Genomic DNA, 26,202 nt, shown 5'->3' with positions numbered 1-26,202 from the left:
GCAATGGGTCAGAAAGTACATCCTAATGGTATTCGCCTGGGTATTGTCAAACCTTGGAACTCTACTTGGTATGCGAATACCAAAGAATTCGCTGACAACCTGGACAGCGACTTTAAAGTTCGTCAATTCCTGATTAAGGAACTGGCGAAAGCTTCCGTTTCTCGCATCGTTATCGAACGTCCTGCGAAGAGCATCCGTGTGACTATTCACACTGCTCGTCCAGGCATCGTTATCGGCAAGAAAGGTGAAGATGTCGAAAAACTGCGTAAGGTCGTAGCGGATATCGCTGGCGTTCCTGCACAGATTAACATCGCCGAAGTCCGTAAACCGGAACTTGACGCTAAATTGGTTGCTGACAGCATCACTTCCCAGCTGGAACGTCGCGTTATGTTCCGTCGTGCTATGAAGCGTGCTGTACAGAACGCAATGCGTCTTGGCGCTAAAGGTATCAAAGTTGAAGTAAGCGGCCGTCTTGGCGGTGCTGAAATCGCGCGTACCGAATGGTATCGTGAAGGTCGTGTTCCGTTGCACACACTGCGTGCGGATATCGATTACAACACATCTGAAGCGCACACCACTTATGGTGTAATCGGCGTTAAGGTATGGATCTTCAAAGGTGAGATCCTGGGTGGTATGGCTGCAGTTGAACAACCGGAACCGGCTGCTCAACCTAAAAAGCAGCAGCGTAAAGGCCGCAAGTAAGGAGAGTCGCTGATGTTACAACCAAAGCGTACAAAATTCCGTAAGATGCACAAAGGCCGCAACCGTGGTCTGGCGCAGGGTACGGATGTTAGCTTCGGCACTTTCGGTCTGAAAGCTGTTGGCCGTGGCCGTCTGACTGCTCGTCAAATCGAAGCAGCTCGTCGTGCAATGACTCGTGCAGTTAAGCGTCAAGGTAAAATTTGGATCCGTGTATTCCCGGACAAACCAATTACCGAGAAGCCGCTCGAAGTGCGTATGGGTAAAGGTAAGGGTAACGTGGAGTATTGGGTTGCCCTGATCCAACCTGGTAAAGTCCTGTACGAAATGGACGGTGTACCAGAAGAGGTCGCCCGTGAGGCATTCAAGCTGGCTGCAGCTAAATTGCCGATCAAAACCACCTTTGTAACTAAGACGGTGATGTAATGAAAGCACAAGAGCTGCGTGAAAAAAGCGTTGAAGAGCTGAACACTGAGCTGCTCAACCTGCTGCGTGAGCAATTTAACTTGCGCATGCAGGCGGCAAGTGGCCAGCTGCAACAAACTCACCTGTTGAAACAAGTGCGCCGTAACGTCGCACGCGTTAAGACTTTACTGACTGAAAAGGCGGGTGTGTAAATGACTGATATTAACCGTACTCTGCAGGGTCGTGTTATTAGTGACAAAATGGAGAAATCCATGGTTGTTGCTATCGAGCGCACGGTGAAGCACCCGATCTACGGGAAATTCATCAAGCGTACGACCAAGCTGCACGTACATGACGAGAACAACGAATGTGGTATTGGTGACGTGGTAGAAATCCGCGAATGCCGTCCACTGTCTAAGACTAAGTCTTGGACGTTGGTTCGCGTTGTAGAGAAAGCGATTCTGTAATAGAGTAGCAGCCTCTAACTTAATAAACGGCTCAGAAAATGAGCCGTTTATTTTTTCTACCCATACTCTGGAAGCGGTGTTATAATGCTGCGCCCTCGGTTATGGGGCTTTTCAACGATCTAGTAATAGGTCCTAAAGTTGTAGTTGACATTAGCGGAGCACTAACATGATCCAAGAACAGACTATGCTGACCGTGGCCGACAACTCCGGTGCACGTCGCGTAATGTGTATCAAGGTTCTAGGTGGCTCGCACCGTCGCTACGCAGGCATCGGCGATGTCATCAAAATTACCATCAAGGAAGCAATTCCTCGCGGTAAGGTGAAGAAAGGCGATGTGCTGAAGGCGGTAGTGGTGCGCACCAAGAAGGGTGTACGTCGCCCGGACGGTTCTGTCATTCGCTTCGATGGTAATGCATGCGTTATTTTAAACAATAACAGCGAGCAACCTATCGGTACGCGTATTTTTGGGCCGGTAACTCGTGAACTGCGTAATGAGAAGTTCATGAAAATTATCTCTCTGGCACCAGAAGTACTCTAAGGAGCGAAACATGGCAGCGAAAATCCGTCGTGATGACGAAATTATCGTGCTTACCGGGAAAGACAAAGGTAAACGCGGTAAAGTAAAAAATGTCCTGTCTGCTGGTAAGGTCATTGTTGAAGGTATCAACCTGGTCAAGAAACATCAGAAGCCGGTTCCGGCCCTGAACCAACCAGGTGGCATTGTTGAAAAAGAAGCTGCAATTCAGGTTTCTAACATTGCTCTCTTCAACGCGGCTACCGGTAAGGCTGACCGTGTAGGCTTTAGATTCGAAGACGGGAAAAAAGTCCGTTTCTTCAAGTCTAACAGCGAAACTATCAAGTAATTTGGAGTAATACGATGGCGAAACTGCATGATTACTACAAAGACGAGGTAGTCAAACAACTGATGTCTCAGTTTGATTACAACTCTGTCATGCAAGTCCCTCGGGTCGAGAAGATCACCCTGAATATGGGTGTTGGTGAAGCGATCGCTGACAAGAAACTGCTGGATAATGCAGCAGCTGATTTGGCAGCAATCTCCGGTCAAAAGCCGTTCATCACCAAAGCACGCAAATCTGTTGCAGGCTTCAAAATCCGCCAGGGCTATCCGATCGGCTGTAAAGTAACTCTGCGTGGCGAACGCATGTGGGAGTTCTTTGAGCGACTGATTTCCATTGCTGTTCCACGTATCCGTGACTTCCGTGGCTTGTCCGCCAAGTCATTCGATGGCCGTGGTAACTACAGCATGGGTGTGCGTGAGCAAATCATCTTCCCAGAAATCGACTATGACAAAGTCGACCGCGTTCGTGGTTTGGATATTACCATTACCACTACTGCGAAATCTGATGATGAAGGCCGCGCGCTGTTGGCTGCTTTTAACTTCCCGTTCCGTAAGTAAGGCAGGGTTACTGATGGCTAAGCAATCAATGAAAGCACGCGAAGTCGTTCGCGTGAAACTGGCTGACAAGTACCGCGCTAAACGCGAGGAATTGAAAGCTATCATTTCTAGTGTGAACTCTTCCGACGAAGATCGTTGGGATGCTGTTCTCAAGCTGCAAACTCTGCCGCGTGATTCCAGCCCGTCTCGTCAGCGTAAACGCTGCCGCCAAACTGGCCGTCCACATGGTTATGTGGGCAAATTCGGGTTGAGCCGTATCAAGTTACGTGAAGCCGCCATGCGCGGTGAAGTACCAGGCTTGAAAAAGGCTAGCTGGTAATTACCAATTGAATCACGGGAGTAAAGACAGATGAGCATGCAAGATCCGATCGCGGATATGCTGACCCGTATCCGTAACGGTCAAGCCGCGAACAAAGTTGCGGTCACCATGCCTTCCTCCAAGCTGAAAGTGGCAATTGCCAACCTGCTGAAGGAAGAAGGTTTTATTGAAGATTTTAAAATTGAAGGCGACACCAAGCCTGTTCTGGAACTGGTACTGAAGTACTTCCAGGGTAAGGCAGTGGTAGAAAGCATTCAACGAATCAGCCGTCCAGGTCTGCGCATCTATAAGAAAAAAGATGCACTGCCAAAAGTTATGGCTGGTTTGGGTATTGCTGTTATTTCTACCTCTAAAGGTGTTATGACCGATCGTGCAGCTCGCCAAGCTGGTCTTGGTGGCGAGATTATCTGCTACGTAGCTTAATTCGGGAGGAAAGAATGTCTCGTGTTGCAAAAGCACCCGTCGTCATTCCTGCCGGCGTAGAGGTAAAACTCAACGGTCAGGTTATTTCGATTAAGGGTAAGAACGGCGAGCTGACTCGTACTGTCCACAACGCCGTTGAAGTGAAGCAAGAAGGTGATGCACTAACTTTCGCCCCGCGCGAAGGTTTTGCTAACGCTTGGGCCCAAGCGGGTACAACGCGCGCTCTGCTGAACGCAATGGTCGTTGGTGTTACCGAAGGCTTCACCAAGAAGCTTCAACTGGTAGGTGTTGGTTATCGTGCTGCTGTTAAAGGCAACGTGGTGAATTTAGCCTTAGGCTTCTCTCACCCGGTCGATCACCAGCTGCCAGCAGGTATTACTGCTGAATGCCCAAGCCAAACTGAAATCGTGCTGAAAGGCGCTGATAAACAAGTTATTGGCCAGGTTGCTGCAGATCTGCGTGCCTACCGCCGTCCTGAGCCTTATAAAGGCAAGGGTGTCCGTTACGCCGACGAAGTCGTGCGTACCAAAGAGGCTAAGAAGAAGTAAGGTAACACTATGGATAAGAAATCTGCTCGTATCCGTCGTGCGACCCGCGCACGCCGTAAGATCAAAGAACTGGGTGCAACCCGCCTGGTGGTACATCGTACCCCGCGTCACATTTACGCACAGGTAATTGCTCCAAATGGTTCTGAAGTACTGGTAGCTGCTTCTACTTTAGAAAAAGCTATCACAGAGCAATTGAAGTATTCCGGTAACAAAGACGCAGCAGCGGCCGTAGGTAAAACTCTGGCTGAGCGCGCGTTGGAAAAAGGGATCTCTAAAGTATCCTTTGACCGTTCCGGTTTCCAATATCATGGTCGAGTCCAGGCACTGGCAGATGCTGCCCGTGAAGCTGGCCTTCAGTTCTAAGGAAGAGGTTTAAGATGGCTCACATCGAAAAACAAGCTGGCGAACTGCAGGAAAAGCTGATCGCGGTAAACCGCGTATCTAAAACCGTAAAAGGTGGCCGTATTTTCAGCTTTACCGCACTGACAGTAGTTGGTGATGGTAACGGTCGCGTTGGTTTTGGCTACGGCAAAGCACGCGAAGTTCCGGCAGCGATCCAGAAAGCGATGGAAAAAGCCCGTCGCGCTATGATTAATGTTGCTTTGAATAGCGGCACTCTGCAGCACCCTGTTAAAGGTGCTCATACGGGTTCCCGTGTATTCATGCAACCAGCTTCCGAAGGTACCGGTATTATCGCCGGTGGTGCAATGCGCGCCGTCCTGGAAGTTGCAGGGGTTCATAACGTATTGGCTAAAGCATATGGTTCTACTAACCCGATCAACGTGGTTCGTGCAACTATCGCTGCTTTGGAAGATATGAAATCCCCAGAAATGGTCGCTGCCAAGCGTGGTAAGTCCGTCGAAGAAATTCTAGGGAAATAACCATGGCAAAGACTATTAAAGTAACTCAAACAAAAAGCAGCATCGGCCGTTTGCCAAAGCACAAGGCAACTCTGATCGGTTTAGGTCTGCGTCGTATTGGTCACACTGTAGAGCGCGAGGATACTCCTGCTGTACGCGGTATGATCAACTTGGTTTCCTACATGGTTAAAGTTGAGGAGTAACAGATGCGTTTAAATACTCTGTCTCCGGCTGAAGGTGCCAAGCATGCGCCGAAGCGTGTAGGTCGTGGTATTGGTTCTGGCCTGGGTAAAACCGCTGGTCGTGGTCACAAAGGTCAGAACTCTCGTTCTGGTGGTGGCGTACGTCGTGGTTTTGAAGGTGGTCAGATGCCTTTATATCGTCGTTTGCCGAAATTCGGCTTCACCTCTCGCAAAGCTATGATCACGGCAGAAGTTCGTCTGTCTGAGCTGGCTCTTGTTGAAGGCGACGTAATCGACCTGAACGCGCTGAAAGCCGCTAACGTTGTTGGTATCCAGATCGAGTTCGTGAAAGTTATGCTTTCTGGCGAAGTCGCTCGTCCGGTTACCCTGCGTGGTCTGCGTGTCACCAAAGGCGCTCGTGCTGCTATCGAAGCTGCTGGCGGTAAAATTGAGGAATAAGTAGCAGATGGCTAAGCAACCAGGATTAGATTTTCAAAGTGCTAAAGGCGGGCTCGGCGAGCTGAAGCGCAGACTTTTGTTTGTCATCGGCGCGCTGATTGTCTTCCGTATCGGCTCTTTTATTCCGATTCCTGGTATCGATGCCACTGTGCTTGCCAAATTGCTCGAGCAGCAGAGAGGCACCATCATTGAAATGTTTAACATGTTCTCTGGTGGTGCACTCAGCCGTGCTTCTATCTTTGCTCTGGGGATCATGCCGTATATTTCGGCCTCGATCATTATCCAGCTGTTAACGGTGGTTCATCCAGCGTTAGCAGAAATCAAGAAAGAAGGGGAGGCTGGCCGTCGCAAGATTAGTCAGTACACCCGCTACGGTACGCTGGTGTTGGCCATATTCCAGTCAATCGGTATTGCTACCGGTTTGCCGAATATGCCTGGTATGCAGGGTCTGGTGTTAAATCCAGGCTTTGCGTTCTACTTTACTGCAGTAGTTAGTTTGGTTACTGGGACAATGTTCCTGATGTGGCTGGGCGAACAGATTACTGAGCGCGGTATCGGTAACGGTATTTCGATCATTATCTTCGCAGGTATTGTAGCGGGACTTCCGCCGGCAGTGGCCCATACCATTGAGCAAGCTCGGCAAGGCGACCTGCACTTCCTCCTGTTGCTGTTGGTTGCAGTATTAGTGTTTGCAGTAACCTTCTTCGTTGTTTTCATCGAGCGTGGTCAACGTCGTATCGTCGTTAACTATGCGAAGCGTCAACAAGGTCGTCGTGTTTATGCAGCACAGAGCACACACTTACCGTTGAAAGTGAACATGGCAGGGGTTATCCCGGCAATCTTCGCTTCCAGCATTATTCTGTTCCCTGCCACGATTGCATCATGGTTTGGGGGCGGTACCGGTTGGAACTGGCTGACAACGATTTCGCTGTATTTGCAGCCAGGGCAACCGCTTTATGTGTTACTCTATGCATCTGCAATCATCTTCTTCTGTTTCTTTTACACGGCGTTGGTTTTCAACCCGCGTGAAACAGCAGATAACCTGAAGAAGTCCGGTGCCTTCGTACCAGGAATTCGTCCGGGAGAGCAAACGGCGAAGTACATCGATAAAGTAATGACGCGTTTAACCCTGGTGGGCGCGATGTACATTACTTTCATCTGCCTGATCCCGGAGTTCATGCGTGATGCAATGAAAGTACCATTCTACTTTGGTGGTACCTCGCTACTGATCGTGGTTGTCGTCATCATGGACTTTATGGCTCAAGTGCAAACTCTGATGATGTCAAGTCAGTACGAGTCTGCATTGAAGAAAGCAAACCTGAAAGGCTATAACCGCTAATCAGGCGCGTTTGAGAAGTTACGGAGAGTAAAAATGAAAGTTCGTGCTTCCGTCAAGAAATTATGTCGTAACTGCAAAATCGTTAAGCGTAACGGTGTCGTTCGTGTGATTTGCAGCGCCGAGCCGAAGCATAAACAGCGTCAAGGCTGATTATCTCGCATATTTTTCTTGCAAAGTTGGGTTGAGCTGGCTAGATTAGCCAGCCAATCTTTTGTATGTAGCTGCAACATTATTTGAGTATCCTGAAAACGGGCTTTTCAGAATGGTGTTGCCGTATAAAATAGTAGGAGTGCATAGTGGCCCGTATAGCAGGCATTAACATTCCTGATCATAAACATACCGTAATCGCCTTAACGTCGATCTTCGGAATCGGTAAAACCCGCTCACAGTCTATCTGTGCGTCTACGGGTATTGCTGAAAATGTTAAGATCAGTGAGCTGTCTGAAGAGCAAATTGAACAGCTGCGTGAAGCAGTCGCCAAATTCACTGTAGAAGGTGATTTGCGTCGTGAAGTTACCCTGAGCATCAAGCGTCTGATGGATCTTGGTACTTACCGTGGTTTGCGTCATCGTCGTGGTCTGCCAGTTCGCGGTCAGCGTACGAAGACCAACGCACGTACCCGTAAGGGTCCGCGTAAACCGATCAAGAAATAATCAGGGTGATTGAATAATGGCAAAGGCACCTGTTCGTACACGTAAGCGTGTAAGAAAACAAGTCTCTGACGGCGTGGCTCATGTCCATGCTTCTTTCAACAACACCATTGTAACTATTACCGATCGTCAGGGTAATGCATTGGGTTGGGCAACTGCCGGTGGTTCTGGTTTCCGTGGTTCTCGTAAGTCAACTCCGTTTGCAGCTCAGGTTGCAGCAGAACGTTGTGCTGACGCAGTAAAAGAATACGGTATCAAGAACCTGGAAGTTATGGTTAAGGGACCGGGTCCGGGTCGCGAATCAACTATTCGTGCTCTGAACGCCGCTGGTTTCCGCATCACTAATATTACTGATGTGACTCCTATCCCTCACAACGGTTGTCGTCCGCCGAAAAAGCGCCGCGTATAACGCTGCTTTTAGGTTAGTTGGAGAAAGAAAATGGCAAGATATTTGGGTCCTAAGCTCAAGCTTAGCCGCCGTGAGGGCACAGACCTGTTCCTGAAGTCTGGCGTTCGCGCGATCGATACCAAGTGTAAAATTGAGCAACCGCCTGGTCAACACGGTGCGCGTAAACCGCGTCTGTCTGACTACGGTGTACAGTTACGTGAAAAGCAAAAAGTTCGCCGTATGTACGGTGTTCTGGAGCGTCAATTCCGTAACTATTATAAAGAAGCAGCACGCCTGAAGGGCAACACCGGTGCAAACCTGTTGCAACTGCTGGAAGGTCGTTTGGACAACGTTGTTTACCGTATGGGCTTCGGCGCTACTCGTGCAGAGTCACGTCAGTTGGTTAGCCACAAAGCAGTTATGGTAAACGGTCGCGTTGTTAACATCGCTTCTTATCAGGTATCTCCGAATGACGTAGTCAGCATCCGCGAGAAGGCTAAAAAGCAATCTCGTGTTAAAGCTTCTCTGGAGCTGGCTGAGCAGCGTGAAAAGCCGACTTGGCTGGAAGTTGATGCTGCTAAGATGGAAGGCGTGTTCAAGCGTATGCCTGAACGTACCGATCTGTCTGCGGACATTAACGAACACCTGATCGTCGAGCTTTACTCCAAGTAAAGCTTAGTACCAAAGAGAGGACACAATGCAGGGTTCTGTGACAGAGTTTCTAAAACCGCGCCTGGTAGATATCGAGCAAGTCAGTTCGACGCACGCCAAGGTGACCCTTGAGCCTTTAGAGCGTGGCTTTGGCCATACTCTTGGCAACGCACTGCGCCGTATTCTGCTTTCATCTATGCCGGGTTGCGCGGTGACCGAGGTTGAGATTGATGGTGTACTGCATGAGTACAGCACCAAAGAAGGCGTACAGGAAGATATCCTGGAGATCCTGCTCAACCTGAAAGGGCTGGCGGTGAGAGTTCAAGGCAAAGACGAAGTTATTCTTACCCTGAATAAATCTGGCATTGGCCCTGTGACCGCTGCCGACATTACCCATGATGGTGATGTCGAAATCGTCAAGCCTCAGCATGTGATCTGCCACCTGACCGATGAGAACGCTGCTATCAGCATGCGTATCAAAGTTCAGCGCGGTCGTGGTTACGTGCCGGCTTCTGCCCGAATTCATTCGGAAGAAGATGAGCGCCCGATCGGTCGTCTGTTGGTTGACGCCTGCTATAGCCCTGTAGAGCGTATTGCCTACAATGTTGAAGCAGCGCGTGTAGAACAGCGTACTGACCTGGACAAGCTGGTTATCGAAATGGAAACCAATGGCACGATCGATCCTGAAGAGGCGATCCGCCGTGCGGCAACCATCCTGGCTGAACAACTTGAAGCTTTTGTTGACTTACGTGATGTTCGTCAACCAGAAGTTAAAGAAGAGAAACCAGAATTCGATCCGATCCTGCTGCGCCCTGTTGACGATCTGGAATTGACTGTCCGCTCTGCTAACTGCCTTAAGGCAGAAGCTATCCACTACATCGGTGATCTGGTACAGCGTACCGAGGTTGAGTTGCTGAAAACGCCGAACCTGGGTAAAAAATCTCTTACTGAGATTAAAGACGTGCTGGCCTCACGTGGTCTGTCTCTGGGCATGCGCCTGGAAAACTGGCCACCGGCAAGCATTGCTGACGAGTAACCGGATCACAGGTTAAGGTTTTACTGAGAAGGATAAGGTCATGCGCCATCGTAAGAGTGGTCGTCAACTGAACCGTAACAGCAGCCACCGCCAGGCTATGTTCCGTAACATGGCCGGCTCTTTGGTTCGTCATGAGATCATCAAGACGACCTTGCCAAAAGCGAAAGAGCTGCGTCGCGTTGTTGAGCCGCTGATTACTCTTGCCAAGACCGACAGCGTAGCTAATCGTCGTCTGGCATTCGCCCGTACTCGTGATAACGAGATCGTGGCAAAACTGTTTAACGAGCTGGGCCCGCGTTTCGCGAGCCGTGCCGGTGGTTACACTCGCATTCTGAAGTGTGGCTTCCGCGCAGGCGACAACGCGCCGATGGCATACATCGAGCTGGTTGATCGTGCTGAGTCTCAAGCAGAAGTGGCAACTGCAGAGTAATCTGTAGACGCGTAAAGAAACCGGGCTTGCCCGGTTTTTTTACGTCCAGAGCTAGCCGAATGTGCTCTCTTCCCCCGCAAGACTTAAGATCCCCGCCTCTATCCGCTATGCTAACGCTATTAGTCAGGTCAACTGAGATATCATGTTATGTGGTTACTCGATGAATGGGCAGAGCGTCATATTCGTGAGGCGCAAGATAAAGGTGAACTGGACAATTTGCCGGGCCGAGGACAGCCGCTTAAGTTGGATGATGACAGCGCTGTGCCTGCTGAACTGCGTTCAGGGTTTCGCTTACTTAAAAACGCCGGCTATTTGCCTGCGGAACTTGAAGATCGTAAAGAGGCACTCACTGTAGCTCGTTTACTGCAGGATATTAACAGCGAGCATCCAGACTATGTCAGCCTCAGCAGACGTATGGCCTTACTGGAATGTCGCTTGCGGCAGGCAGGAATGAGCACTGATTTTTTACACGGTGAATATGAGCGGACATTGAACGAGAAATTCGCACTGGAGCAGAGTGATGTTTAAGATCGGTCAACTGGCAAAGCTTGCTGACGTAACGCCCGATACTGTGCGCTATTACGAAAAGCAGGGAATGATGGACCATAACGTTCGTACCGAGGGCGGTTATCGGCTGTACAACGATCAGGATCTGCAGCGGTTACGATTTATCCGTTATGCCAAGCAGCTCGGCTTTACATTGGAAACCATCGCCGAACTGCTGTCGATCCGTGTCGATCCTGAGCACCATACCTGTCAGGAGTCTAAATCGATCGTTGACGCGAGGCTCAGCGAAGTAGAGAACAAGCTGACTGAGTTGATGCGGATGCGTGCATCGTTAAAGCGGCTGAGCGATGCTTGCTGTGGTAGCGCTCATACCAGCAGCTATTGTTCAATTTTGGAAGCGCTGGAGCAGGGAGCCAGTGATGAAAAGGTAAAAAAAGGAACATAAAAGAACTCATAGGCCTTTAGTTTTTATGCGCGCGGCAGTAATATCGGTACGTTTTATAACCATACACAAACAAGGTGAATTCCCATGACTCAATATCGACATACCAAAGGCCGGATACAGGACAATGCCATTGAGGCACTGTTGCACGATCCATTATTCCGTCAAAGGATAGAAAAAAATACCAAAGGAAAGGGCAGCTATCGGCGTAAAGATAAGCACGCAAAAGGCGGTAACTGGGAGGCCAGTGGCAAGCTATTAAACGATAATTTGCCACTGGCCTTCTGGTTTTAAGACATTAAAAAAGCCATCTGAATAGGATGGCTTTTTATTGGCACTGGAAAGCGTAATTACAATTTTGGCTGCTGTTGTTGGCTCAGCAAATCACGGATTTCAGTCAGTAGTTTTTCTTCCGCAGTCGGTGCCGGAGCTGCTGCCGGCTCTTCTGCCTGCTTGCGACGCATTTTGTTCATTAATTTAATGGCCAGGAAAATAGCGAAGGCAACGATCACGAAGTCAAAAACGGACTGGATAAATGAACCATAGTTCATTACCACAGCGGGCACTGCACCTTGGGCTTCACGTAATACCAGGTGGAATTGTTTGAAATCGACGCCGCCGATCAGCAAACCCAGCGGAGGCATGATGATATCTGCAACGAAGGACGATACGATTTTACCGAAAGCAGCACCGATAATCACACCCACTGCCAGATCAACCACGTTGCCACGCATGGCGAATTCGCGGAATTCTTTTAACATACTCATAGCACACCCCTCAAAGAAATTAATAACACAAGTTTAACAAAGCAATTTCCCTTTGCCACAATAAGGAGAGAAAAGTGTTTTATCTCTTCCCACCGCAGCGAATATCAACCTGATTATAGACTATCGGTTAATAAATTTGTTCTAAAGGAAGAATGGGCTTGGTTGGAACAAACGTTCAACGTCGGGAACGAACTTTTTATCGGTAATAAACATAATGACATGGTCCCCCTGTTCAATCTTGCTGCGACCATTGGCAATAATAACGTCGTCACCCCGCACAATGGCACCAATGGTGGTACCTGGCGGCAATTTAATATCTTCAACGATACGGCCAACCACTTTTGACGTGCTTTCGTCACCGTGCGCAATGGCTTCGATAGCTTCTGCGACGCCGCGACGCAGCGATGAAACGCTTACGATATCCGCTTTACGTACGTGGCCTAATAATGCAGAAATCGTCGCTTGTTGTGGGGATATAGCAATATCGATTACGCTGCCTTGCACCAGATCGACGTAGGCGCGACGCTGAATCAGCACCATTACTTTTTTGGCGCCCATGCGTTTGGCTAGCATAGCGGACATAATGTTGGCTTCGTCATCATTGGTAATGGCAATAAAGACGTCTACCTGATCAACGTGCTCTTCAGCTAACAGTTCCTGATCCGAGGCATCGCCATAAAACACGATGGTGTCATGCAACTGCTCGGCCAGCTCTGTGGCACGTTGCTGATTACGTTCAATCAGTTTCACGTTATAAGATTTTTCTAACCGTTGTGCCAGGCCTGCACCTACATTGCCGCCACCGACGATCATGATACGTTTATAAGGCTTCTCGAGTCGTTGCAATTCACTCATCACCGCACGGATGTGCTGTGATGCGGCAACGAAAAACACTTCGTCCCCTGCTTCGATAATGGTGGACCCCTGAGGACGAATCGGCCGGTCCTGGCGGAAGATCGCGGCGACGCGGGTATCAATGTGCGGCATATGCTCGCGCATTGCGGACAACGCGTTACCTACCAGCGGACCGCCGTAGTAGGCTTTTACCGCAGCAATGCTGACTTTCCCTTCGGCAAAATTGACAACCTGCAGTGCGCCTGGGTACTCAATCAATTTATAGATGTAATCGATAACCAGTTGTTCCGGCGAAATCAGGTGATCAATCGGAACGGCTTCCGGCTGAAAAAGTTTCTCCGATTCACGGATATATTCCGGTGCGCGGATACGTGCGATACGGTTAGGCGTATTAAACAGCGAGTAGGCAATCTGACAGGCAATCATGTTGGTCTCGTCAGAATTGGTAACGGCGACCAGCATGTCGGCGTCTTCCGCACCGGCTTCACGTAACACTCGCGGATGGGAGCCGTATCCCTGAACGACCCGCAGGTCAAATTTATCCTGTAACTGACGCAGGCGACCGGAATCGGTATCCACGACGGTGATATCGTTATTTTCACCCACCAGGTTTTCTGCCAGTGTTCCGCCAACCTGACCTGCACCAAGAATAATTATTTTCATTTGGTTCTCTGCTTCACACTGAAACCGCTGAATATTTTCTGATAGGGCACAACAGGCGTACCCTAAGCACTGAACAGCTACATTTTAATCAGCTTAGCGTAAAAGAAGCCATCCCCATCCTCTGGATGCGGAAGATTCTGTCTACCCGGCTGCTGTTCGTTACCGGTTTCAACCAATCGGGCATCGGGATGACGCTGGAGAAAGGCGGTAACCTGCTCAGCATTCTCCGTTGGCAGGATAGAACAGGTGGCATACACCATCACACCACCGCTTTTGAGATGTGGCCAAATGGCATCAATGATCTCTGCCTGGAGCTTTGCCAGCTCAGCAATGTCACTGTCACGGCGCAGCCATTTGATATCTGGATGGCGACGGATCACGCCGGTGGCAGAGCAGGGGGCATCCAGCAAAATGCGATCGAATTGCTTGTCGCCGCACCATTGTTGCGGAGTGCGGCCATCACCCAGTTTCACTTCGGCATGTAAACGCAGGCGCTGCAGATTTTCTTTGACCCGGCCCAGGCGTTGCTCATCGATATCGACCGCCATCACATGGGCTTTGGGGGCAGCCTCCAGAATGTGAGTGGTTTTGCCACCCGGAGCTGCGCACAGATCGAGGATCTGTTCCCCGTCCTGTGGATCCAGCAGATCAACACAGCCCTGCGCGGAGGCGTCTTGCACCGTGACCCAGCCATCGGCAAAACCAGGCAGGTCGGTAACGGCGCAGGGTACCAGCAGACGCAGCGCATCACGGTACTCTGCATGCGGTTCGGCGGCAATACCGGCCTGTTCCATCAACCGCAAGTAGTCTTCGCGGGTGTGATGCAGGCGGTTGACGCGCAGCCACATCGGCGGCTTCTGGTTATTGGCATCAATAATCTGTTCCCACTGAGCGGGATAAGCTTGCTGAATGCGTTTTAAAAGCCAACTTGGGTGCAGGTAGCGGCTGTCGTTATTGGCGGCGCGTTGCAGTAATTCCTCCTGCTGGCGTTGGAATTGGCGCAATACGCCATTGATCAGCCCTTTAAGCTGTGGTCGTTTCAACGCCACCGCGCCTTCCACGGTTTCTGCCAGTACCGCGTGAGCAGGGATACGGGTATACAGCAGCTGGTACAGCCCGACCATCAGCAAATAGTGCAGCGTGCGCTGCTTGCCGGTCATCGGCTTTGCCATTAATTGCTGAATGCACCATTCAAGCTGTGGCAGTACACGCAGAGTGCCGAAGCACAGCTCCTGCAAGAGTGCGCGGTCCTTGTCAGAAATGGTTTTTTGCAGTGCCGGCAGGACAGTGCTGAGTGACTGACCTTGATCCAGTACCTGACCGATGGCTTTGGCTGCGTGGCTTCGGAGATTGTAATTGTTTTTCATAGGCTAAAGCTGATAACGATCGGCGTTAAGAAAGAAACAGCCCGGCTATTATCTGCCGGGCAGTGGGGGCGGTTTATAACCGGTTACCCGGCATAAACCATTCGCGGCGTGAATTCAGCAGATCCTGCGCCGACATCGGTTTTTTGCCCGCCGGTTGCAGTTGCGTCAGGTTAAGAATACCGTCCGCGGTAGCTATCTGAATACCGTGCTTGTCGGCATGGATGATGGTGCCAGGTTCTGCGCCAGGCGTTTCTGCCAGCACCGTTGCCTGCCACACTTTCACCGGTTGATCGTCAATGGTGAAATAGCTGACCGGCCATGGGTTAAAGGCGCGGATGCAACGCTCAAGCTGAACGGCGGACAGGTTCCAATCCAGGCGTGCTTCTTCTTTGCTCAGCTTCTCGGCGTAGGTCACCAGCGCTTCGTCTTGCACTTCACGTTGTGCCGTACCTTCGGCCATTTGCAGCAGCGTGGTCAGCATGCCTTGCGGGCCGAGTTTTGCCAGCTTGTCGTACAGGGTGGCGCTGGTGTCATCGGATTCGATCGGGCATGCGATCTTGTGCATCATATCGCCGGTGTCCAGGCCCACATCCATCTGCATGATGGTGACGCCGGTTTCGTTGTCGCCAGCCCAGAGTGAACGTTGAATGGGTGCTGCGCCACGCCAACGCGGCAACAGCGAACCGTGCACGTTGATGCAACCGAGGCGCGGCATTTCCAGCACCGCTTTAGGCAAGATCAGGCCATACGCCACTACCACCATTACATCGGCGTTGAGATCGGCAACCAGATGCTGGTTCTCTTCCGGGCGCAATGATTTGGGTTGAAACACCGGCAGTTGGTGCTGTTCTGCCAGTACCTTAACCGGGCTGGGCGTCAGTTTGTTACCACGGCCTGCGGGACGATCAGGTTGGGTAAATACCCCGACAATCTGGTGCCCAGATGACAACAGCGCGTCAAGGTGACGCGCTGCGAAGTCTGGAGTACCGGCAAAAATAATCCGTAAAGTGTCAGACACGTTGATTTCCTGATCGGTTAGGCGCGTGCGTTCAGCTTGGCCATTTTTTCCAGTTTCTGACGGATACGCTGGCGCTTCAGCGGCGACAAATAATCGACGAACAGCTTGCCCATCAGGTGATCCATTTCGTGCTGAATACAGATGGCCAACAGGTCATCGGCTTCGAGCTCAAAAGGGTTACCGTCACGGTCCAGCGCTCTGATTTTCACGTTGGCGGCACGCGGAACTAATGCACGTTGCTCAGGAATGGAAAGGCAGCCTTCCTCGATCCCGGTTTCACCGCTTTTTTCCAGCAGTTCCGGGTTGATCAGCACGAGGCGCTCATCGCGGTTCTCAGAAACGTCAATGACGATAATCCGCTGATGGATATCCACCTGTGTCGCAGCCAGGCCAATGCCTTCCTCTGCGTACATGGTTTCAAACATATCATCCACGATGCGCTGGATAGTTGCATTGACTTCTTTTACCGGGGCCGCAACTTTGCGTAGCCGCTCGTCTGGGTAATGTAATACCTGCAATACTGACATATATCTTGAGATCTGTTTCCGAGTGATAAACGAGGTTTAGCTTCTATTCTAGACATTTCCCGGCCTGATTGACAGCATTGCGCACCAATTGCTCGAATTGGTAATACCACCGTTTTCTGCGAGGGAACAGACGATGCAGGCAGAGGAAATTGGCTTACGGATGCGTGGGGTTACAGGGGTGGGGGCCACACAGGCTAGCCAGATGATAAAACAAATGGTCGCGGCCGGGGGCGATCCTTATCGTTTGTTACGGTCATTGGGGCTGAATGATCGGCAGCAGGCGCAGTTTCGCCAGGTTGACTCACGTTATCTGGCCGCCACGCTCACCTGGCTCGAGCAACCCGATAGCGTGCTGTTGACCTATGGTGAGGCCGGTTACCCCGAACAATTGCTTCCTGTCGATGATGCCCCGTTGATACTGCTGGTGAAGGGTAACCCTGAGACCTTGCTGCAACCGCAAATCGCCATGGTCGGCAGCCGTCAGTTCAGCCATTACGGTGAGCACTGGGGCAGTTATTTTGCCACCGGACTGGTGAACTGCGGTTTTACCATCACCAGCGGGTTGGCCATTGGCATTGATGGCATCTGTCACCGCGCGGCGCTGGCAGCTGAAGGAAAGACGGTAGCCGTGCTGGGCAGCGGTCTGGCTAATATCTATCCGCGCCGGCATCGCCGTTTGGCCGAACAAATTGTCGAGCACGGCGGGGCGATAATCTCTGAATATCTGGTTACCGACCTGCCAATGGCCGATCACTTTCCGCGTCGTAACCGCATTATCAGCGGTCTAAGTTTGGGTGTAGTGGTGATTGAAGCCTCTCTACGTAGCGGAACGTTGATAACGGCCCGTTATGCGCTGGAACAAGGGCGTGAAGTTTTCGCGTTGCCTGGCGCTCTGGGTAATCCGATGAGCGAAGGAACGCATTGGTTGATCCAACAGGGAGCCTATCTGGTCACGGGGCCGAAAGAAATAGCTGAACAACTGGGAAGCGGCCTGCATTGGCTATCGTTGAACGAAAATACAACTATTTGTGCGTCTGAAGCCGAAGTTGAATTGCCATTTGCTGATGTGTTGGCTAACGTAGGAGATGAGGTGACACCTGTTGACGTCGTCGCTGAACGTGCCGGCCAACCTGTGCCAGAGGTGGTAATCAAGTTACTCGATCTGGAGTTAGCAGGGTGGATCGCAGCTGTACCCGGCGGCTATGTCCGAATAAGGAGGGCAGGCCATGTTCGACGTACTCATGTACTTGTTTGAAACTTATATCCACAATGAACCAGAGATGCGCGTCGATCAGGATCAACTGACCGATGATCTCGCTCAGGCGGGGTTTCATCGGGATGATATCTACAACGCGTTGAATTGGCTTGAAAAACTCGCTGACCTGCAAGAAGGTGAAAATGCGCCCTATTTTATGGATGCCGATCCGCTGGCAATGCGGATCTACACCGAAGAAGAAGGCGTGCGTTTGGATGCCAGTTGCCGTGGTTTCCTCCTGTTCCTTGAACAGATTCAAGTATTGAACCTCGAAACCCGTGAAATGGTTATCGATCGTGTTATGGCTTTAGATAACACGGAATTCGATCTCGAAGATCTGAAATGGGTGGTGCTGATGGTGTTGTTTAACATCCCAGGATATGAAAGCGCCTATCAGCAAATGGAAGAACTGTTGTTTGAAGTAAACGAAGGTTATCTGCACTGAGCCGGTAACACGCATAGAAGATGTTATGACAAAAACAGCGATTTTTGCCGCCAGGCAAAATGAACCCTGTCCGGAATGTGGGGCCGAGTTGGTGATCCGCAGTGGTCGCCACGGCCCCTTTCTCGGCTGTTCCCGTTATCCAGAATGCCAACATATCCGGCCGCTTAAAGCGCAGACCGATGGCCATATTGTCAAGGTATTGGAAGGGCAGGAATGCCCGAAATGTCAGGCAACGCTGGTATTACGCCAGGGGCGTTATGGCATGTTTGTCGGCTGCAGCAACTACCCAGAGTGCGATCACACTGAAGTGATCGATAAGCCGGATGAAACCAGCATCAGTTGTCCGCAGTGCGAGCAGGGGAAACTGCTGCAGCGCAAATCACGCTACGGCAAGGTATTCCATTCCTGCGATCGCTACCCTGAATGCCAGTTTGTCCTCAATTTTAAACCTGTCGCCGGTGAGTGCGAATATTGCCACTACCCGCTGCTGATGGAAAAACGCACGGCAAAAGGGCCCACCCTTTGCTGCGCCAGTAAACTTTGCGGAAAACCCGTAGTCACCACAGAATAATGACATCATGAGCTCTGAATTCACTTCTATCTTAACGCCAATGATTGACGCGCTGTATAACCAGCAGGTCATTGCTTACCCGACCGAGGCGGTATTTGGCCTGGGGTGCGATCCTGACAGTGAGCTGGCGGTCAACGCCTTATTGGCTCTGAAACAGCGTCCCTGGGAAAAAGGACTGATCCTGATTGCGGCTGATTATGCGCAGCTAACACCCTATATTGATGATGACGCTCTGAGCGAACAGCAGCGCGCTGCAATGTTTGCCAGTTGGCCAGGTCCGGTGACCTGGGTTATTCCCGCCCGGCCTGAAACGCCTCGGCTGCTGACCGGCCGTTTCAATTCATTGGCGGTGCGCGTCAGCGATCATCCATTGGTGCAACAACTGTGCCGGCAGTTTGGCAAACCCTTGGTGTCGACCAGTGCTAACCTCAGCGGACAGGAGCCTTGCCGCAGCGCCGATGAGGTTTTGCAACAATTTGGCGCCGCGTTTCCGGTGTTAGCCGGCAGCGTTGGTGGCCGTCTTAATCCTTCCGAAATCAGAGATGTCCTGACCGGTGAGTTGATCCGTCAGGGCTAGAGGTTATATGCATGGAGAAGTTTGCGGTATTCGGCAACCCTATCGGCCACAGTAAATCGCCGCGTATTCATGCGTTATTTGCCGCCCAGACCGGGCTAGAACATCCTTACGGCAGGGTGTTGGCTCCGCTTGACGGTTTTGAAACCACTCTGCAGGCCTTTATCCAGGCGGGCGGCCAAGGAGCTAACGTTACGGTCCCCTTTAAAGAGCAGGCCTATAAGGTTGCTACGGAGCTGAGCGAGCGTGCTTCGCTGGCAGGTGCGGTAAATACGCTGAAGGTACTGCCGGAAGGCCGCCTGTTGGGTGATAACACCGACGGGATCGGCTTACTGACCGATCTTGAACGCCAGAAGTTGATCCAGCCTAAGGATCGCATCTTGCTGGTGGGCGCTGGTGGTGCGGCGCGCGGGGTGATCCTGCCGCTATTATCCTTGGGCTGCGAGGTGGTGATCGTCAACCGTACTTTTAGCCGGGCGCAGTTGCTGGCGCAGGTATTCCAGCATCTGGGCGAAATATCCGCATTGCCAATGGATAAACTCGCTGAGCGGCAGTTTGATTTAGTGATTAACGCCACGGCATCTGGCATCAGCGGAGAGATCCCGGCATTGCCGGCCGGGACGGTTAACGAGCGTACTCGCTGTTATGACATGTTTTATCAGCAGGGATTAACACCGTTTTTGGCTTGGGCACTACAACAGGGCGCGAAAGAGTATGCCGATGGTTTAGGGATGCTGGTGGGGCAGGCCGCCCATTCGTTTCTGTTATGGCATGGCGTTATGCCGGACATAGAACCGGTGCTGCGCCAACTGCGCAGCGAATTGGCGGCATAGCCTGCTTCCCGTTCCCTATATAAGGGAACGGGACTTTCAGATGTCTTCCGACAAATATTCGTCTTTCCAGCGCACGTAGTTATTTGAAGAGTAAAGCAGCCCTTCTAATTCAGCGGTGTTCAGCGGACGAATTTGGCGCGCTGGGCTACCCATATAAAGGTAACCGCTTGCCAGACGTTTGCCCGGAGCTACCAGGCTTCCGGCACCAATCATCACATCATCTTCTATTACTGCTCCATCCAGCAGGATCGATCCCATCCCTACCAGTACTCGATTGCCGATCGCGCAGCCGTGCAGCATCGCTTTATGGCCGACGGTTACGTCTTCACCAATCAACAATGGGTAGCCTTCGGGATTATGATCGGACTTATGGGTAACATGCAGCACGCTGCCATCTTGAACATTACTGCGCGCACCGATCTTTACCGCGTTTACATCACCGCGGATGGCAACCAACGGCCAGATACTGACGTCATCGGCCAGTTCAACATTACCGATCACCACGCTGGAAGGGTCGATCATCACGCGCTGACCCAGTTGAGGAGAGTAATGAAGATAAGAACGCACTGCATCAGACATGAGAATAGCCTCGGGTCGGGATCATATTTACCGGCAATACTAGACGTTGGCGGTGGAATTACAACCAATGGAAGTGACGGATCCTGCGGAAAATGGCCCCGATCGCGCAAGATCCACCCGAAAGGGCTGAAAAGTGTGCAAACGGTAAGGAAAGATCAAAAAAGGGGTTGTGCAAAAAACTTGGATCCCTATAATGCGCCTCCATCGACACGGAACATGTGAACAACTTCACAGAGTCTCCGGGGTTCGAAGAGAAAAAATCCTGAAAATTGGGGTTGACTCTGAAAGAGGAAAGCGTAATATACGCCACCTCGAGATAGCAAGCTACGGCGGCTAACTCACTGCTCTTTAACAATTTATCAGACAATCTGTGTGGGCACTCCACAAGACGATATCCAGTACCTTCGGGTACGAAAAAATATCAAGTCTTGAAGAGTGACTACTGAAGTAAAATTCATTTAGTAACCTTTGAGCATCGCTTCACGAGTTGAAGCAAATCGAACTTTTAAATTGAAGAGTTTGATCATGGCTCAGATTGAACGCTGGCGGCAGGCCTAACACATGCAAGTCGAGCGGTAGCACAGGAGAGCTTGCTCTCTGGGTGACGAGCGGCGGACGGGTGAGTAATGTCTGGGAAACTGCCTGATGGAGGGGGATAACTACTGGAAACGGTAGCTAATACCGCATAACGTCTACGGACCAAAGTGGGGGACCTTCGGGCCTCACGCCATCAGATGTGCCCAGATGGGATTAGCTAGTAGGTGGGGTAATGGCTCACCTAGGCGACGATCCCTAGCTGGTCTGAGAGGATGACCAGCCACACTGGAACTGAGACACGGTCCAGACTCCTACGGGAGGCAGCAGTGGGGAATATTGCACAATGGGCGCAAGCCTGATGCAGCCATGCCGCGTGTGTGAAGAAGGCCTTAGGGTTGTAAAGCACTTTCAGCGAGGAGGAAGGGTAATGTGTTAATAGCACATTGCATTGACGTTACTCGCAGAAGAAGCACCGGCTAACTCCGTGCCAGCAGCCGCGGTAATACGGAGGGTGCAAGCGTTAATCGGAATTACTGGGCGTAAAGCGCACGCAGGCGGTTTGTTAAGTCAGATGTGAAATCCCCGCGCTTAACGTGGGAACTGCATTTGAAACTGGCAAGCTAGAGTCTTGTAGAGGGGGGTAGAATTCCAGGTGTAGCGGTGAAATGCGTAGAGATCTGGAGGAATACCGGTGGCGAAGGCGGCCCCCTGGACAAAGACTGACGCTCAGGTGCGAAAGCGTGGGGAGCAAACAGGATTAGATACCCTGGTAGTCCACGCTGTAAACGATGTCGATTTGGAGGTTGTGCCCTTGAGGCGTGGCTTCCGGAGCTAACGCGTTAAATCGACCGCCTGGGGAGTACGGCCGCAAGGTTAAAACTCAAATGAATTGACGGGGGCCCGCACAAGCGGTGGAGCATGTGGTTTAATTCGATGCAACGCGAAGAACCTTACCTACTCTTGACATCCAGAGAATTCGCTAGAGATAGCTTAGTGCCTTCGGGAACTCTGAGACAGGTGCTGCATGGCTGTCGTCAGCTCGTGTTGTGAAATGTTGGGTTAAGTCCCGCAACGAGCGCAACCCTTATCCTTTGTTGCCAGCGATTCGGTCGGGAACTCAAAGGAGACTGCCGGTGATAAACCGGAGGAAGGTGGGGATGACGTCAAGTCATCATGGCCCTTACGAGTAGGGCTACACACGTGCTACAATGGCGTATACAAAGAGAAGCGAACTCGCGAGAGCAAGCGGACCTCATAAAGTACGTCGTAGTCCGGATTGGAGTCTGCAACTCGACTCCATGAAGTCGGAATCGCTAGTAATCGTAGATCAGAATGCTACGGTGAATACGTTCCCGGGCCTTGTACACACCGCCCGTCACACCATGGGAGTGGGTTGCAAAAGAAGTAGGTAGCTTAACCTTCGGGAGGGCGCTTACCACTTTGTGATTCATGACTGGGGTGAAGTCGTAACAAGGTAACCGTAGGGGAACCTGCGGTTGGATCACCTCCTTACCTAATGATATTGATTCGAGTGGCGTGCTCACACAGATTGTCTGATGAAAAAGTAATGAGCAAAAGCGCTACCTGTTGATGTAATGAGTCTCTGACTCATGCTGATACGAACCGATTAAGACGTTCAGTTTAATCGGATTTTCGTGTCCCCATCGTCTAGAGGCCTAGGACACTGCCCTTTCACGGCTGTAACAGGGGTTCGAATCCCCTTGGGGACGCCAATCCGATAATGAGTGAAAGACATTATCACCGGTTAGTCATAACCGAAAAAATCTTAAAGATGACTCTTGCGAGTCGTGTTTAAGATATTGCTCTTTAACAATCTGGAACAAGCTGAAAATTGAAACATGACAGCTGAAACTTATCCCTCCGTAGATGTATTGGGGTAAGGAGTAACCTGTCATAGAGTCTCTCAAATAAACAGCACGACAGTGTTTTCTGTTTACAGAAACACCTTCGGGTTGTGAGGTTAAGTGACTAAGCGTACACGGTGGATGCCTAGGCAGTCAGAGGCGATGAAGGGCGTGCTAATCTGCGAAAAGTGTCGGTAAGGTGATATGAACCGTTATAACCGGCAATACCCGAATGGGGAAACCCAGTGCAATCCGTTGCACTATCATACGATGAATACATAGTCGTATGAGGCGAACCGGGGGAACTGAAACATCTAAGTACCCCGAGGAAAAGAAATCAACCGAGATTCCCCCAGTAGCGGCGAGCGAACGGGGAACAGCCCAGAACCTGAATCAGTTTGTGTGTTAGTGGAAGCGTCTGGAAAGTCGCACAGTAAAGGGTGATAGTCCCGTACACTAAAATGCACATTCTGTGAGTTCGATGAGTAGGGCGGGACACGTGACATCCTGTCTGAATATGGGGGGACCATCCTCCAAGGCTAAATACTCCTGACTGACCGATAGTGAACCAGTACCGTGAGGGAAAGGCGAAAAGAACCCCGGCGAGGGGAGTGAAATAGAACCTGAAACCGTGTACGTACAAGCAGTGGGAGCCTACTTTGTTGGGTGACTGCGTACCTTTTGTATAATGGGTCAGCGACTTATATTTTGTAGCAAGGTTAACCGTATAGGGGAGCCGTAGGGAAACCGAGTCTTAACTGGGCGAATAGTTGCAAGGTATAGACCCGAAACCCGGTGATCTAGCCATGGGCAGGTTGAAGGTTGGGTAACACTAACTGGAGGACCGAACCGACTAATGTTGAAAAATTAGCGGATGACTTGTGGCTGGGGGTGAAAGGCCAATCAAACCGGGAGATAGCTGGTTCTCCCCGAAAGCTATTTAGGTAGCGCCTCGTGAACTCATCTTCGGGGGTAGAGCACTGTTTCGGCTAGGGGGCCATCCCGGCTTACCAAACCGATGCAAACTCCGAATACCGAAGAATGTTATCACGGGAGACACACGGCGGGTGCTAACGTCCGTCGTGAAGAGGGAAACAACCCAGACCGCCAGCTAAGGTCCCAAAGTCATGGTTAAGTGGGAAACGATGTGGGAAGGCATAGACAGCCAGGATGTTGGCTTAGAAGCAGCCATCATTTAAAGAAAGCGTAATAGCTCACTGGTCGAGTCGGCCTGCGCGGAAGATGTAACGGGGCTAAACCATGCACCGAAGCTGCGGCAGCGACGCTTAGGCGTTGTTGGGTAGGGGAGCGTTCTGTAAGCCGTTGAAGGTGGCCTGTGAGGGTTGCTGGAGGTATCAGAAGTGCGAATGCTGACATAAGTAACGATAAAGCGGGTGAAAAACCCGCTCGCCGGAAGACCAAGGGTTCCTGTCCAACGTTAATCGGGGCAGGGTGAGTCGACCCCTAAGGCGAGGCCGAAAGGCGTAGTCGATGGGAAACAGGTTAATATTCCTGTACTCGGTGTTACTGCGAAGGGGGGACGGAGAAGGCTAGGCTAGCCGGGCGACGGTTGTCCCGGTTTAAGCGTGTAGGGGGAGAGAATTGGTAAATCCGTTCTCTTATTCAACCCTGAGGCGTGATGACGATGCACTACGGTGCAGAAGTAGTTGATGCCAAGCTTCCAGGAAAAGCCTCTAAGCATCAGGTAACACAGAATCGTACCCCAAACCGACACAGGTGGTCAGGTAGAGAATACCAAGGCGCTTGAGAGAACTCGGGTGAAGGAACTAGGCAAAATGGTGCCGTAACTTCGGGAGAAGGCACGCTGGCGCGTAGGTGAAGAGACTTGCTCTTGGAGCCGAAGCCAGTCGCAGATACCAGCTGGCTGCAACTGTTTAATAAAAACACAGCACTGTGCAAACACGAAAGTGGACGTATACGGTGTGACGCCTGCCCGGTGCTGGAAGGTTAATTGATGGGGTCAGCCGCAAGGCGAAGCTCTTGATCGAAGCCCCAGTAAACGGCGGCCGTAACTATAACGGTCCTAAGGTAGCGAAATTCCTTGTCGGGTAAGTTCCGACCTGCACGAATGGCGTAATGATGGCCAGGCTGTCTCCACCCGAGACTCAGTGAAATTGAACTCGCTGTGAAGATGCAGTGTACCCGCGGCAAGACGGAAAGACCCCGTGAACCTTTACTATAGCTTGACACTGAACATTGAGCCTTGATGTGTAGGATAGGTGGGAGGCTTTGAAGCGTGGACGCCAGTCTGCGTGGAGCCAACCTTGAAATACCACCCTTTAATGTTTGATGTTCTAACTCGGCCCCGTAATCCGGGGTGAGGACAGTGTCTGGTGGGTAGTTTGACTGGGGCGGTCTCCTCCCAAAGAGTAACGGAGGAGCACGAAGGTTAGCTAATCACGGTCGGACATCGTGAGGTTAGTGCAAAGGCATAAGCTAGCTTGACTGCGAGAGTGACGGCTCGAGCAGGTACGAAAGTAGGTCTTAGTGATCCGGTGGTTCTGAATGGAAGGGCCATCGCTCAACGGATAAAAGGTACTCCGGGGATAACAGGCTGATACCGCCCAAGAGTTCATATCGACGGCGGTGTTTGGCACCTCGATGTCGGCTCATCACATCCTGGGGCTGAAGTAGGTCCCAAGGGTATGGCTGTTCGCCATTTAAAGTGGTACGCGAGCTGGGTTTAGAACGTCGTGAGACAGTTCGGTCCCTATCTGCCGTGGGCGTTGGAAGATTGAGAGGGGTTGCTCCTAGTACGAGAGGACCGGAGTGAACGCACCACTGGTGTTCGGGTTGTCATGCCAATGGCATTGCCCGGTAGCTAAGTGCGGAAAAGATAAGCGCTGAAAGCATCTAAGCGCGAAACTTGCCTCGAGATGAGTCTTCCCTGGGCCTTTAAGGCCCCTGAAGGAACGTTTAAGACTAAGACGTTGATAGGCTGGGTGTGTAAGTGCAGCGATGCATTGAGCTAACCAGTACTAATGATCCGTGAGGCTTAACCTTACAACACCGAAGGTGTTTTAGAGAGATTGGTGTAGATTTTCAGCGAAGTTCCGAGATTGATTTCAATGGCGACACGAGAGTGAAGCGGTTGGAATGAAAC

The 26,202-nt window shown here is 51.2% G+C and carries 35 protein-coding genes, 1 tRNA gene and 2 rRNA genes; 32 read left to right on the top strand and 6 right to left on the bottom strand.

Annotated elements, in window-relative coordinates:
• Positions 1-3: 3 nt before the first annotated feature.
• From rpsC to JEM67_RS25370, 24 genes are all read left to right on the top strand, one after another.
• Positions 4-702 carry a 30S ribosomal protein S3 gene (gene rpsC, locus JEM67_RS25485; protein ID WP_004951172.1) on the top strand — a complete coding sequence of 233 codons (699 nt, stop codon included), beginning with the start codon at positions 4-6 and terminating at the stop codon, positions 700-702.
• A 12-nt stretch (positions 703-714) separates the two neighbouring features.
• Entirely contained in the window at positions 715-1,125 is a 411-nt protein-coding gene (gene rplP / locus JEM67_RS25480) for a 50S ribosomal protein L16 (protein ID WP_004951171.1), read from the top strand.
• Positions 1,125-1,316, top strand: coding sequence for a 50S ribosomal protein L29 (gene rpmC / locus JEM67_RS25475; protein ID WP_004951169.1), 192 nt, complete (start codon positions 1,125-1,127; stop codon positions 1,314-1,316). The genes rplP and rpmC overlap by 1 nt, the downstream gene beginning before the upstream one ends.
• A complete protein-coding gene (rpsQ, locus tag JEM67_RS25470) occupies positions 1,317-1,571 on the top strand; it encodes a 30S ribosomal protein S17 (RefSeq protein WP_012147219.1) in 255 nt (84 codons plus the stop codon).
• 166 nt (positions 1,572-1,737) lie between these two features.
• The gene (gene rplN / locus JEM67_RS25465) at positions 1,738-2,109 is read left to right on the top strand and encodes a 50S ribosomal protein L14 (protein WP_004951161.1); all 372 of its coding nucleotides are present in this window, start codon (positions 1,738-1,740) and stop codon (positions 2,107-2,109) included.
• Positions 2,110-2,119: 10 nt separating this feature from the next.
• Positions 2,120-2,434: a 50S ribosomal protein L24 gene (gene rplX, locus JEM67_RS25460; protein WP_004951158.1), complete on the top strand. Its 315-nt coding sequence runs from the start codon at positions 2,120-2,122 to the stop codon at positions 2,432-2,434.
• A gap of 14 nt (positions 2,435-2,448) precedes the next feature.
• Positions 2,449-2,988, top strand: coding sequence for a 50S ribosomal protein L5 (rplE, locus tag JEM67_RS25455; protein WP_004951155.1), 540 nt, complete (start codon positions 2,449-2,451; stop codon positions 2,986-2,988).
• Positions 2,989-3,001: 13 nt separating this feature from the next.
• Positions 3,002-3,307 (top strand): 30S ribosomal protein S14, encoded by a 306-nt coding sequence (gene rpsN, locus JEM67_RS25450; protein WP_004951154.1) that lies wholly within the window; start codon positions 3,002-3,004, stop codon positions 3,305-3,307.
• Between the two features lie 30 nt (positions 3,308-3,337).
• The gene (gene rpsH, locus JEM67_RS25445; RefSeq protein ID WP_004951149.1) at positions 3,338-3,730 is read left to right on the top strand and encodes a 30S ribosomal protein S8; all 393 of its coding nucleotides are present in this window, start codon (positions 3,338-3,340) and stop codon (positions 3,728-3,730) included.
• A 14-nt stretch (positions 3,731-3,744) separates the two neighbouring features.
• A complete protein-coding gene (gene rplF, locus JEM67_RS25440; protein WP_004951145.1) occupies positions 3,745-4,278 on the top strand; it encodes a 50S ribosomal protein L6 in 534 nt (177 codons plus the stop codon).
• Between the two features lie 9 nt (positions 4,279-4,287).
• Positions 4,288-4,641: a 50S ribosomal protein L18 gene (rplR, locus tag JEM67_RS25435; protein WP_004951143.1), complete on the top strand. Its 354-nt coding sequence runs from the start codon at positions 4,288-4,290 to the stop codon at positions 4,639-4,641.
• Positions 4,642-4,655: 14 nt separating this feature from the next.
• The gene (rpsE, locus tag JEM67_RS25430; protein ID WP_004951140.1) at positions 4,656-5,159 is read left to right on the top strand and encodes a 30S ribosomal protein S5; all 504 of its coding nucleotides are present in this window, start codon (positions 4,656-4,658) and stop codon (positions 5,157-5,159) included.
• A 2-nt stretch (positions 5,160-5,161) separates the two neighbouring features.
• Entirely contained in the window at positions 5,162-5,341 is a 180-nt protein-coding gene (gene rpmD, locus JEM67_RS25425; protein WP_020439912.1) for a 50S ribosomal protein L30, read from the top strand.
• Positions 5,342-5,344: 3 nt separating this feature from the next.
• Entirely contained in the window at positions 5,345-5,779 is a 435-nt protein-coding gene (gene rplO, locus JEM67_RS25420; RefSeq protein WP_004951135.1) for a 50S ribosomal protein L15, read from the top strand.
• Between the two features lie 7 nt (positions 5,780-5,786).
• On the top strand, positions 5,787-7,118 hold the full coding sequence (gene secY, locus JEM67_RS25415) for a preprotein translocase subunit SecY (protein ID WP_004929740.1): 1,332 nt from the start codon (positions 5,787-5,789) through the stop codon (positions 7,116-7,118).
• Positions 7,119-7,151: 33 nt separating this feature from the next.
• On the top strand, positions 7,152-7,268 hold the full coding sequence (gene rpmJ, locus JEM67_RS25410; protein ID WP_002227352.1) for a 50S ribosomal protein L36: 117 nt from the start codon (positions 7,152-7,154) through the stop codon (positions 7,266-7,268).
• A 146-nt stretch (positions 7,269-7,414) separates the two neighbouring features.
• Positions 7,415-7,771 carry a 30S ribosomal protein S13 gene (gene rpsM / locus JEM67_RS25405; RefSeq protein WP_004951130.1) on the top strand — a complete coding sequence of 119 codons (357 nt, stop codon included), beginning with the start codon at positions 7,415-7,417 and terminating at the stop codon, positions 7,769-7,771.
• 16 nt (positions 7,772-7,787) lie between these two features.
• The gene (rpsK, locus tag JEM67_RS25400; RefSeq protein ID WP_004951128.1) at positions 7,788-8,177 is read left to right on the top strand and encodes a 30S ribosomal protein S11; all 390 of its coding nucleotides are present in this window, start codon (positions 7,788-7,790) and stop codon (positions 8,175-8,177) included.
• Positions 8,178-8,207: 30 nt separating this feature from the next.
• On the top strand, positions 8,208-8,828 hold the full coding sequence (gene rpsD, locus JEM67_RS25395; protein ID WP_013814792.1) for a 30S ribosomal protein S4: 621 nt from the start codon (positions 8,208-8,210) through the stop codon (positions 8,826-8,828).
• 25 nt (positions 8,829-8,853) lie between these two features.
• A complete protein-coding gene (locus tag JEM67_RS25390) occupies positions 8,854-9,843 on the top strand; it encodes a DNA-directed RNA polymerase subunit alpha (protein ID WP_002919219.1) in 990 nt (329 codons plus the stop codon).
• 40 nt (positions 9,844-9,883) lie between these two features.
• A complete protein-coding gene (rplQ, locus tag JEM67_RS25385; RefSeq protein WP_004929726.1) occupies positions 9,884-10,273 on the top strand; it encodes a 50S ribosomal protein L17 in 390 nt (129 codons plus the stop codon).
• A gap of 147 nt (positions 10,274-10,420) precedes the next feature.
• Entirely contained in the window at positions 10,421-10,801 is a 381-nt protein-coding gene (locus JEM67_RS25380) for a DUF1992 domain-containing protein (protein ID WP_199639686.1), read from the top strand.
• Positions 10,794-11,225 carry a Zn(2+)-responsive transcriptional regulator gene (gene zntR / locus JEM67_RS25375; RefSeq protein WP_199639684.1) on the top strand — a complete coding sequence of 144 codons (432 nt, stop codon included), beginning with the start codon at positions 10,794-10,796 and terminating at the stop codon, positions 11,223-11,225. The genes JEM67_RS25380 and zntR overlap by 8 nt, the downstream gene beginning before the upstream one ends.
• An 84-nt stretch (positions 11,226-11,309) precedes the next feature.
• On the top strand, positions 11,310-11,516 hold the full coding sequence (locus tag JEM67_RS25370) for an alternative ribosome-rescue factor A (RefSeq protein WP_013814789.1): 207 nt from the start codon (positions 11,310-11,312) through the stop codon (positions 11,514-11,516).
• Between the two features lie 56 nt (positions 11,517-11,572).
• Here the strand turns inward: JEM67_RS25370 and mscL are convergent, their stop codons facing one another.
• The 5 genes from mscL to def all read right to left on the bottom strand — a co-directional run bounded on the left by mscL (position 11,573) and on the right by def (position 16,419).
• Positions 11,573-11,989 (bottom strand): large-conductance mechanosensitive channel protein MscL, encoded by a 417-nt coding sequence (gene mscL / locus JEM67_RS25365; RefSeq protein ID WP_013814788.1) that lies wholly within the window; start codon positions 11,987-11,989, stop codon positions 11,573-11,575.
• Positions 11,990-12,130: 141 nt separating this feature from the next.
• On the bottom strand, positions 12,131-13,507 hold the full coding sequence (gene trkA, locus JEM67_RS25360) for a Trk system potassium transporter TrkA (protein WP_004951116.1): 1,377 nt from the start codon (positions 13,505-13,507) through the stop codon (positions 12,131-12,133).
• Between the two features lie 77 nt (positions 13,508-13,584).
• Positions 13,585-14,874 carry a 16S rRNA (cytosine(967)-C(5))-methyltransferase RsmB gene (rsmB, locus tag JEM67_RS25355; protein ID WP_013814787.1) on the bottom strand — a complete coding sequence of 430 codons (1,290 nt, stop codon included), beginning with the start codon at positions 14,872-14,874 and terminating at the stop codon, positions 13,585-13,587.
• Positions 14,875-14,947: 73 nt separating this feature from the next.
• Positions 14,948-15,892 carry a methionyl-tRNA formyltransferase gene (gene fmt, locus JEM67_RS25350; RefSeq protein ID WP_013814786.1) on the bottom strand — a complete coding sequence of 315 codons (945 nt, stop codon included), beginning with the start codon at positions 15,890-15,892 and terminating at the stop codon, positions 14,948-14,950.
• 17 nt (positions 15,893-15,909) lie between these two features.
• Complete coding sequence (def, locus tag JEM67_RS25345) at positions 15,910-16,419, bottom strand: peptide deformylase (RefSeq protein WP_013814785.1); 510 nt, start codon at positions 16,417-16,419, stop codon at positions 15,910-15,912.
• A 133-nt stretch (positions 16,420-16,552) separates the two neighbouring features.
• On the opposite strand from def, the gene dprA reads away from it, so the two are divergent.
• The 5 genes from dprA to aroE are packed head-to-tail and all read left to right on the top strand — an operon-like array spanning position 16,553 to position 20,097.
• A complete protein-coding gene (dprA, locus tag JEM67_RS25340; RefSeq protein WP_199639682.1) occupies positions 16,553-17,674 on the top strand; it encodes a DNA-protecting protein DprA in 1,122 nt (373 codons plus the stop codon).
• Entirely contained in the window at positions 17,646-18,119 is a 474-nt protein-coding gene (smg, locus tag JEM67_RS25335; RefSeq protein WP_012147203.1) for a DUF494 family protein Smg, read from the top strand. The genes dprA and smg overlap by 29 nt, the downstream gene beginning before the upstream one ends.
• 25 nt (positions 18,120-18,144) lie before the next feature.
• Positions 18,145-18,690 carry a DNA topoisomerase family protein gene (locus tag JEM67_RS25330; RefSeq protein WP_013814783.1) on the top strand — a complete coding sequence of 182 codons (546 nt, stop codon included), beginning with the start codon at positions 18,145-18,147 and terminating at the stop codon, positions 18,688-18,690.
• A gap of 7 nt (positions 18,691-18,697) precedes the next feature.
• Entirely contained in the window at positions 18,698-19,267 is a 570-nt protein-coding gene (gene tsaC / locus JEM67_RS25325) for an L-threonylcarbamoyladenylate synthase type 1 TsaC (RefSeq protein ID WP_013814782.1), read from the top strand.
• Positions 19,268-19,278: 11 nt separating this feature from the next.
• Positions 19,279-20,097: a shikimate dehydrogenase gene (aroE, locus tag JEM67_RS25320; RefSeq protein WP_013814781.1), complete on the top strand. Its 819-nt coding sequence runs from the start codon at positions 19,279-19,281 to the stop codon at positions 20,095-20,097.
• 36 nt (positions 20,098-20,133) lie between these two features.
• On the opposite strand, the gene JEM67_RS25315 is transcribed toward aroE, so the two are convergent.
• Complete coding sequence (locus JEM67_RS25315) at positions 20,134-20,676, bottom strand: gamma carbonic anhydrase family protein (protein ID WP_013814780.1); 543 nt, start codon at positions 20,674-20,676, stop codon at positions 20,134-20,136.
• 507 nt (positions 20,677-21,183) lie between these two features.
• Between JEM67_RS25315 and JEM67_RS25310 the strand changes: the two genes are divergently transcribed.
• The 3 genes from JEM67_RS25310 to JEM67_RS25300 all read left to right on the top strand — a co-directional run bounded on the left by JEM67_RS25310 (position 21,184) and on the right by JEM67_RS25300 (position 26,102).
• Positions 21,184-22,725: ribosomal RNA gene (locus tag JEM67_RS25310) — 16S ribosomal RNA — on the top strand.
• 145 nt (positions 22,726-22,870) lie between these two features.
• Positions 22,871-22,946: transfer RNA gene (locus JEM67_RS25305), tRNA-Glu, on the top strand.
• Positions 22,947-23,192: 246 nt separating this feature from the next.
• Positions 23,193-26,102, top strand: a 23S ribosomal RNA gene (locus tag JEM67_RS25300).
• The 16S and 23S rRNA genes sit together here with 1 tRNA gene alongside, the layout of an rRNA operon.
• The last annotated feature ends 100 nt before the right edge of the window (positions 26,103-26,202 follow it).

It is taken from the genome of Serratia sp. PAMC26656 (genome assembly GCF_016469055.2).
GTDB classification, from domain to species: Bacteria; Pseudomonadota; Gammaproteobacteria; order Enterobacterales; family Enterobacteriaceae; genus Serratia; species Serratia plymuthica.
The sequence above is the reverse complement of the archived record's forward strand: the minus strand, read 5'-3'. Positions and strand labels throughout refer to the sequence as shown.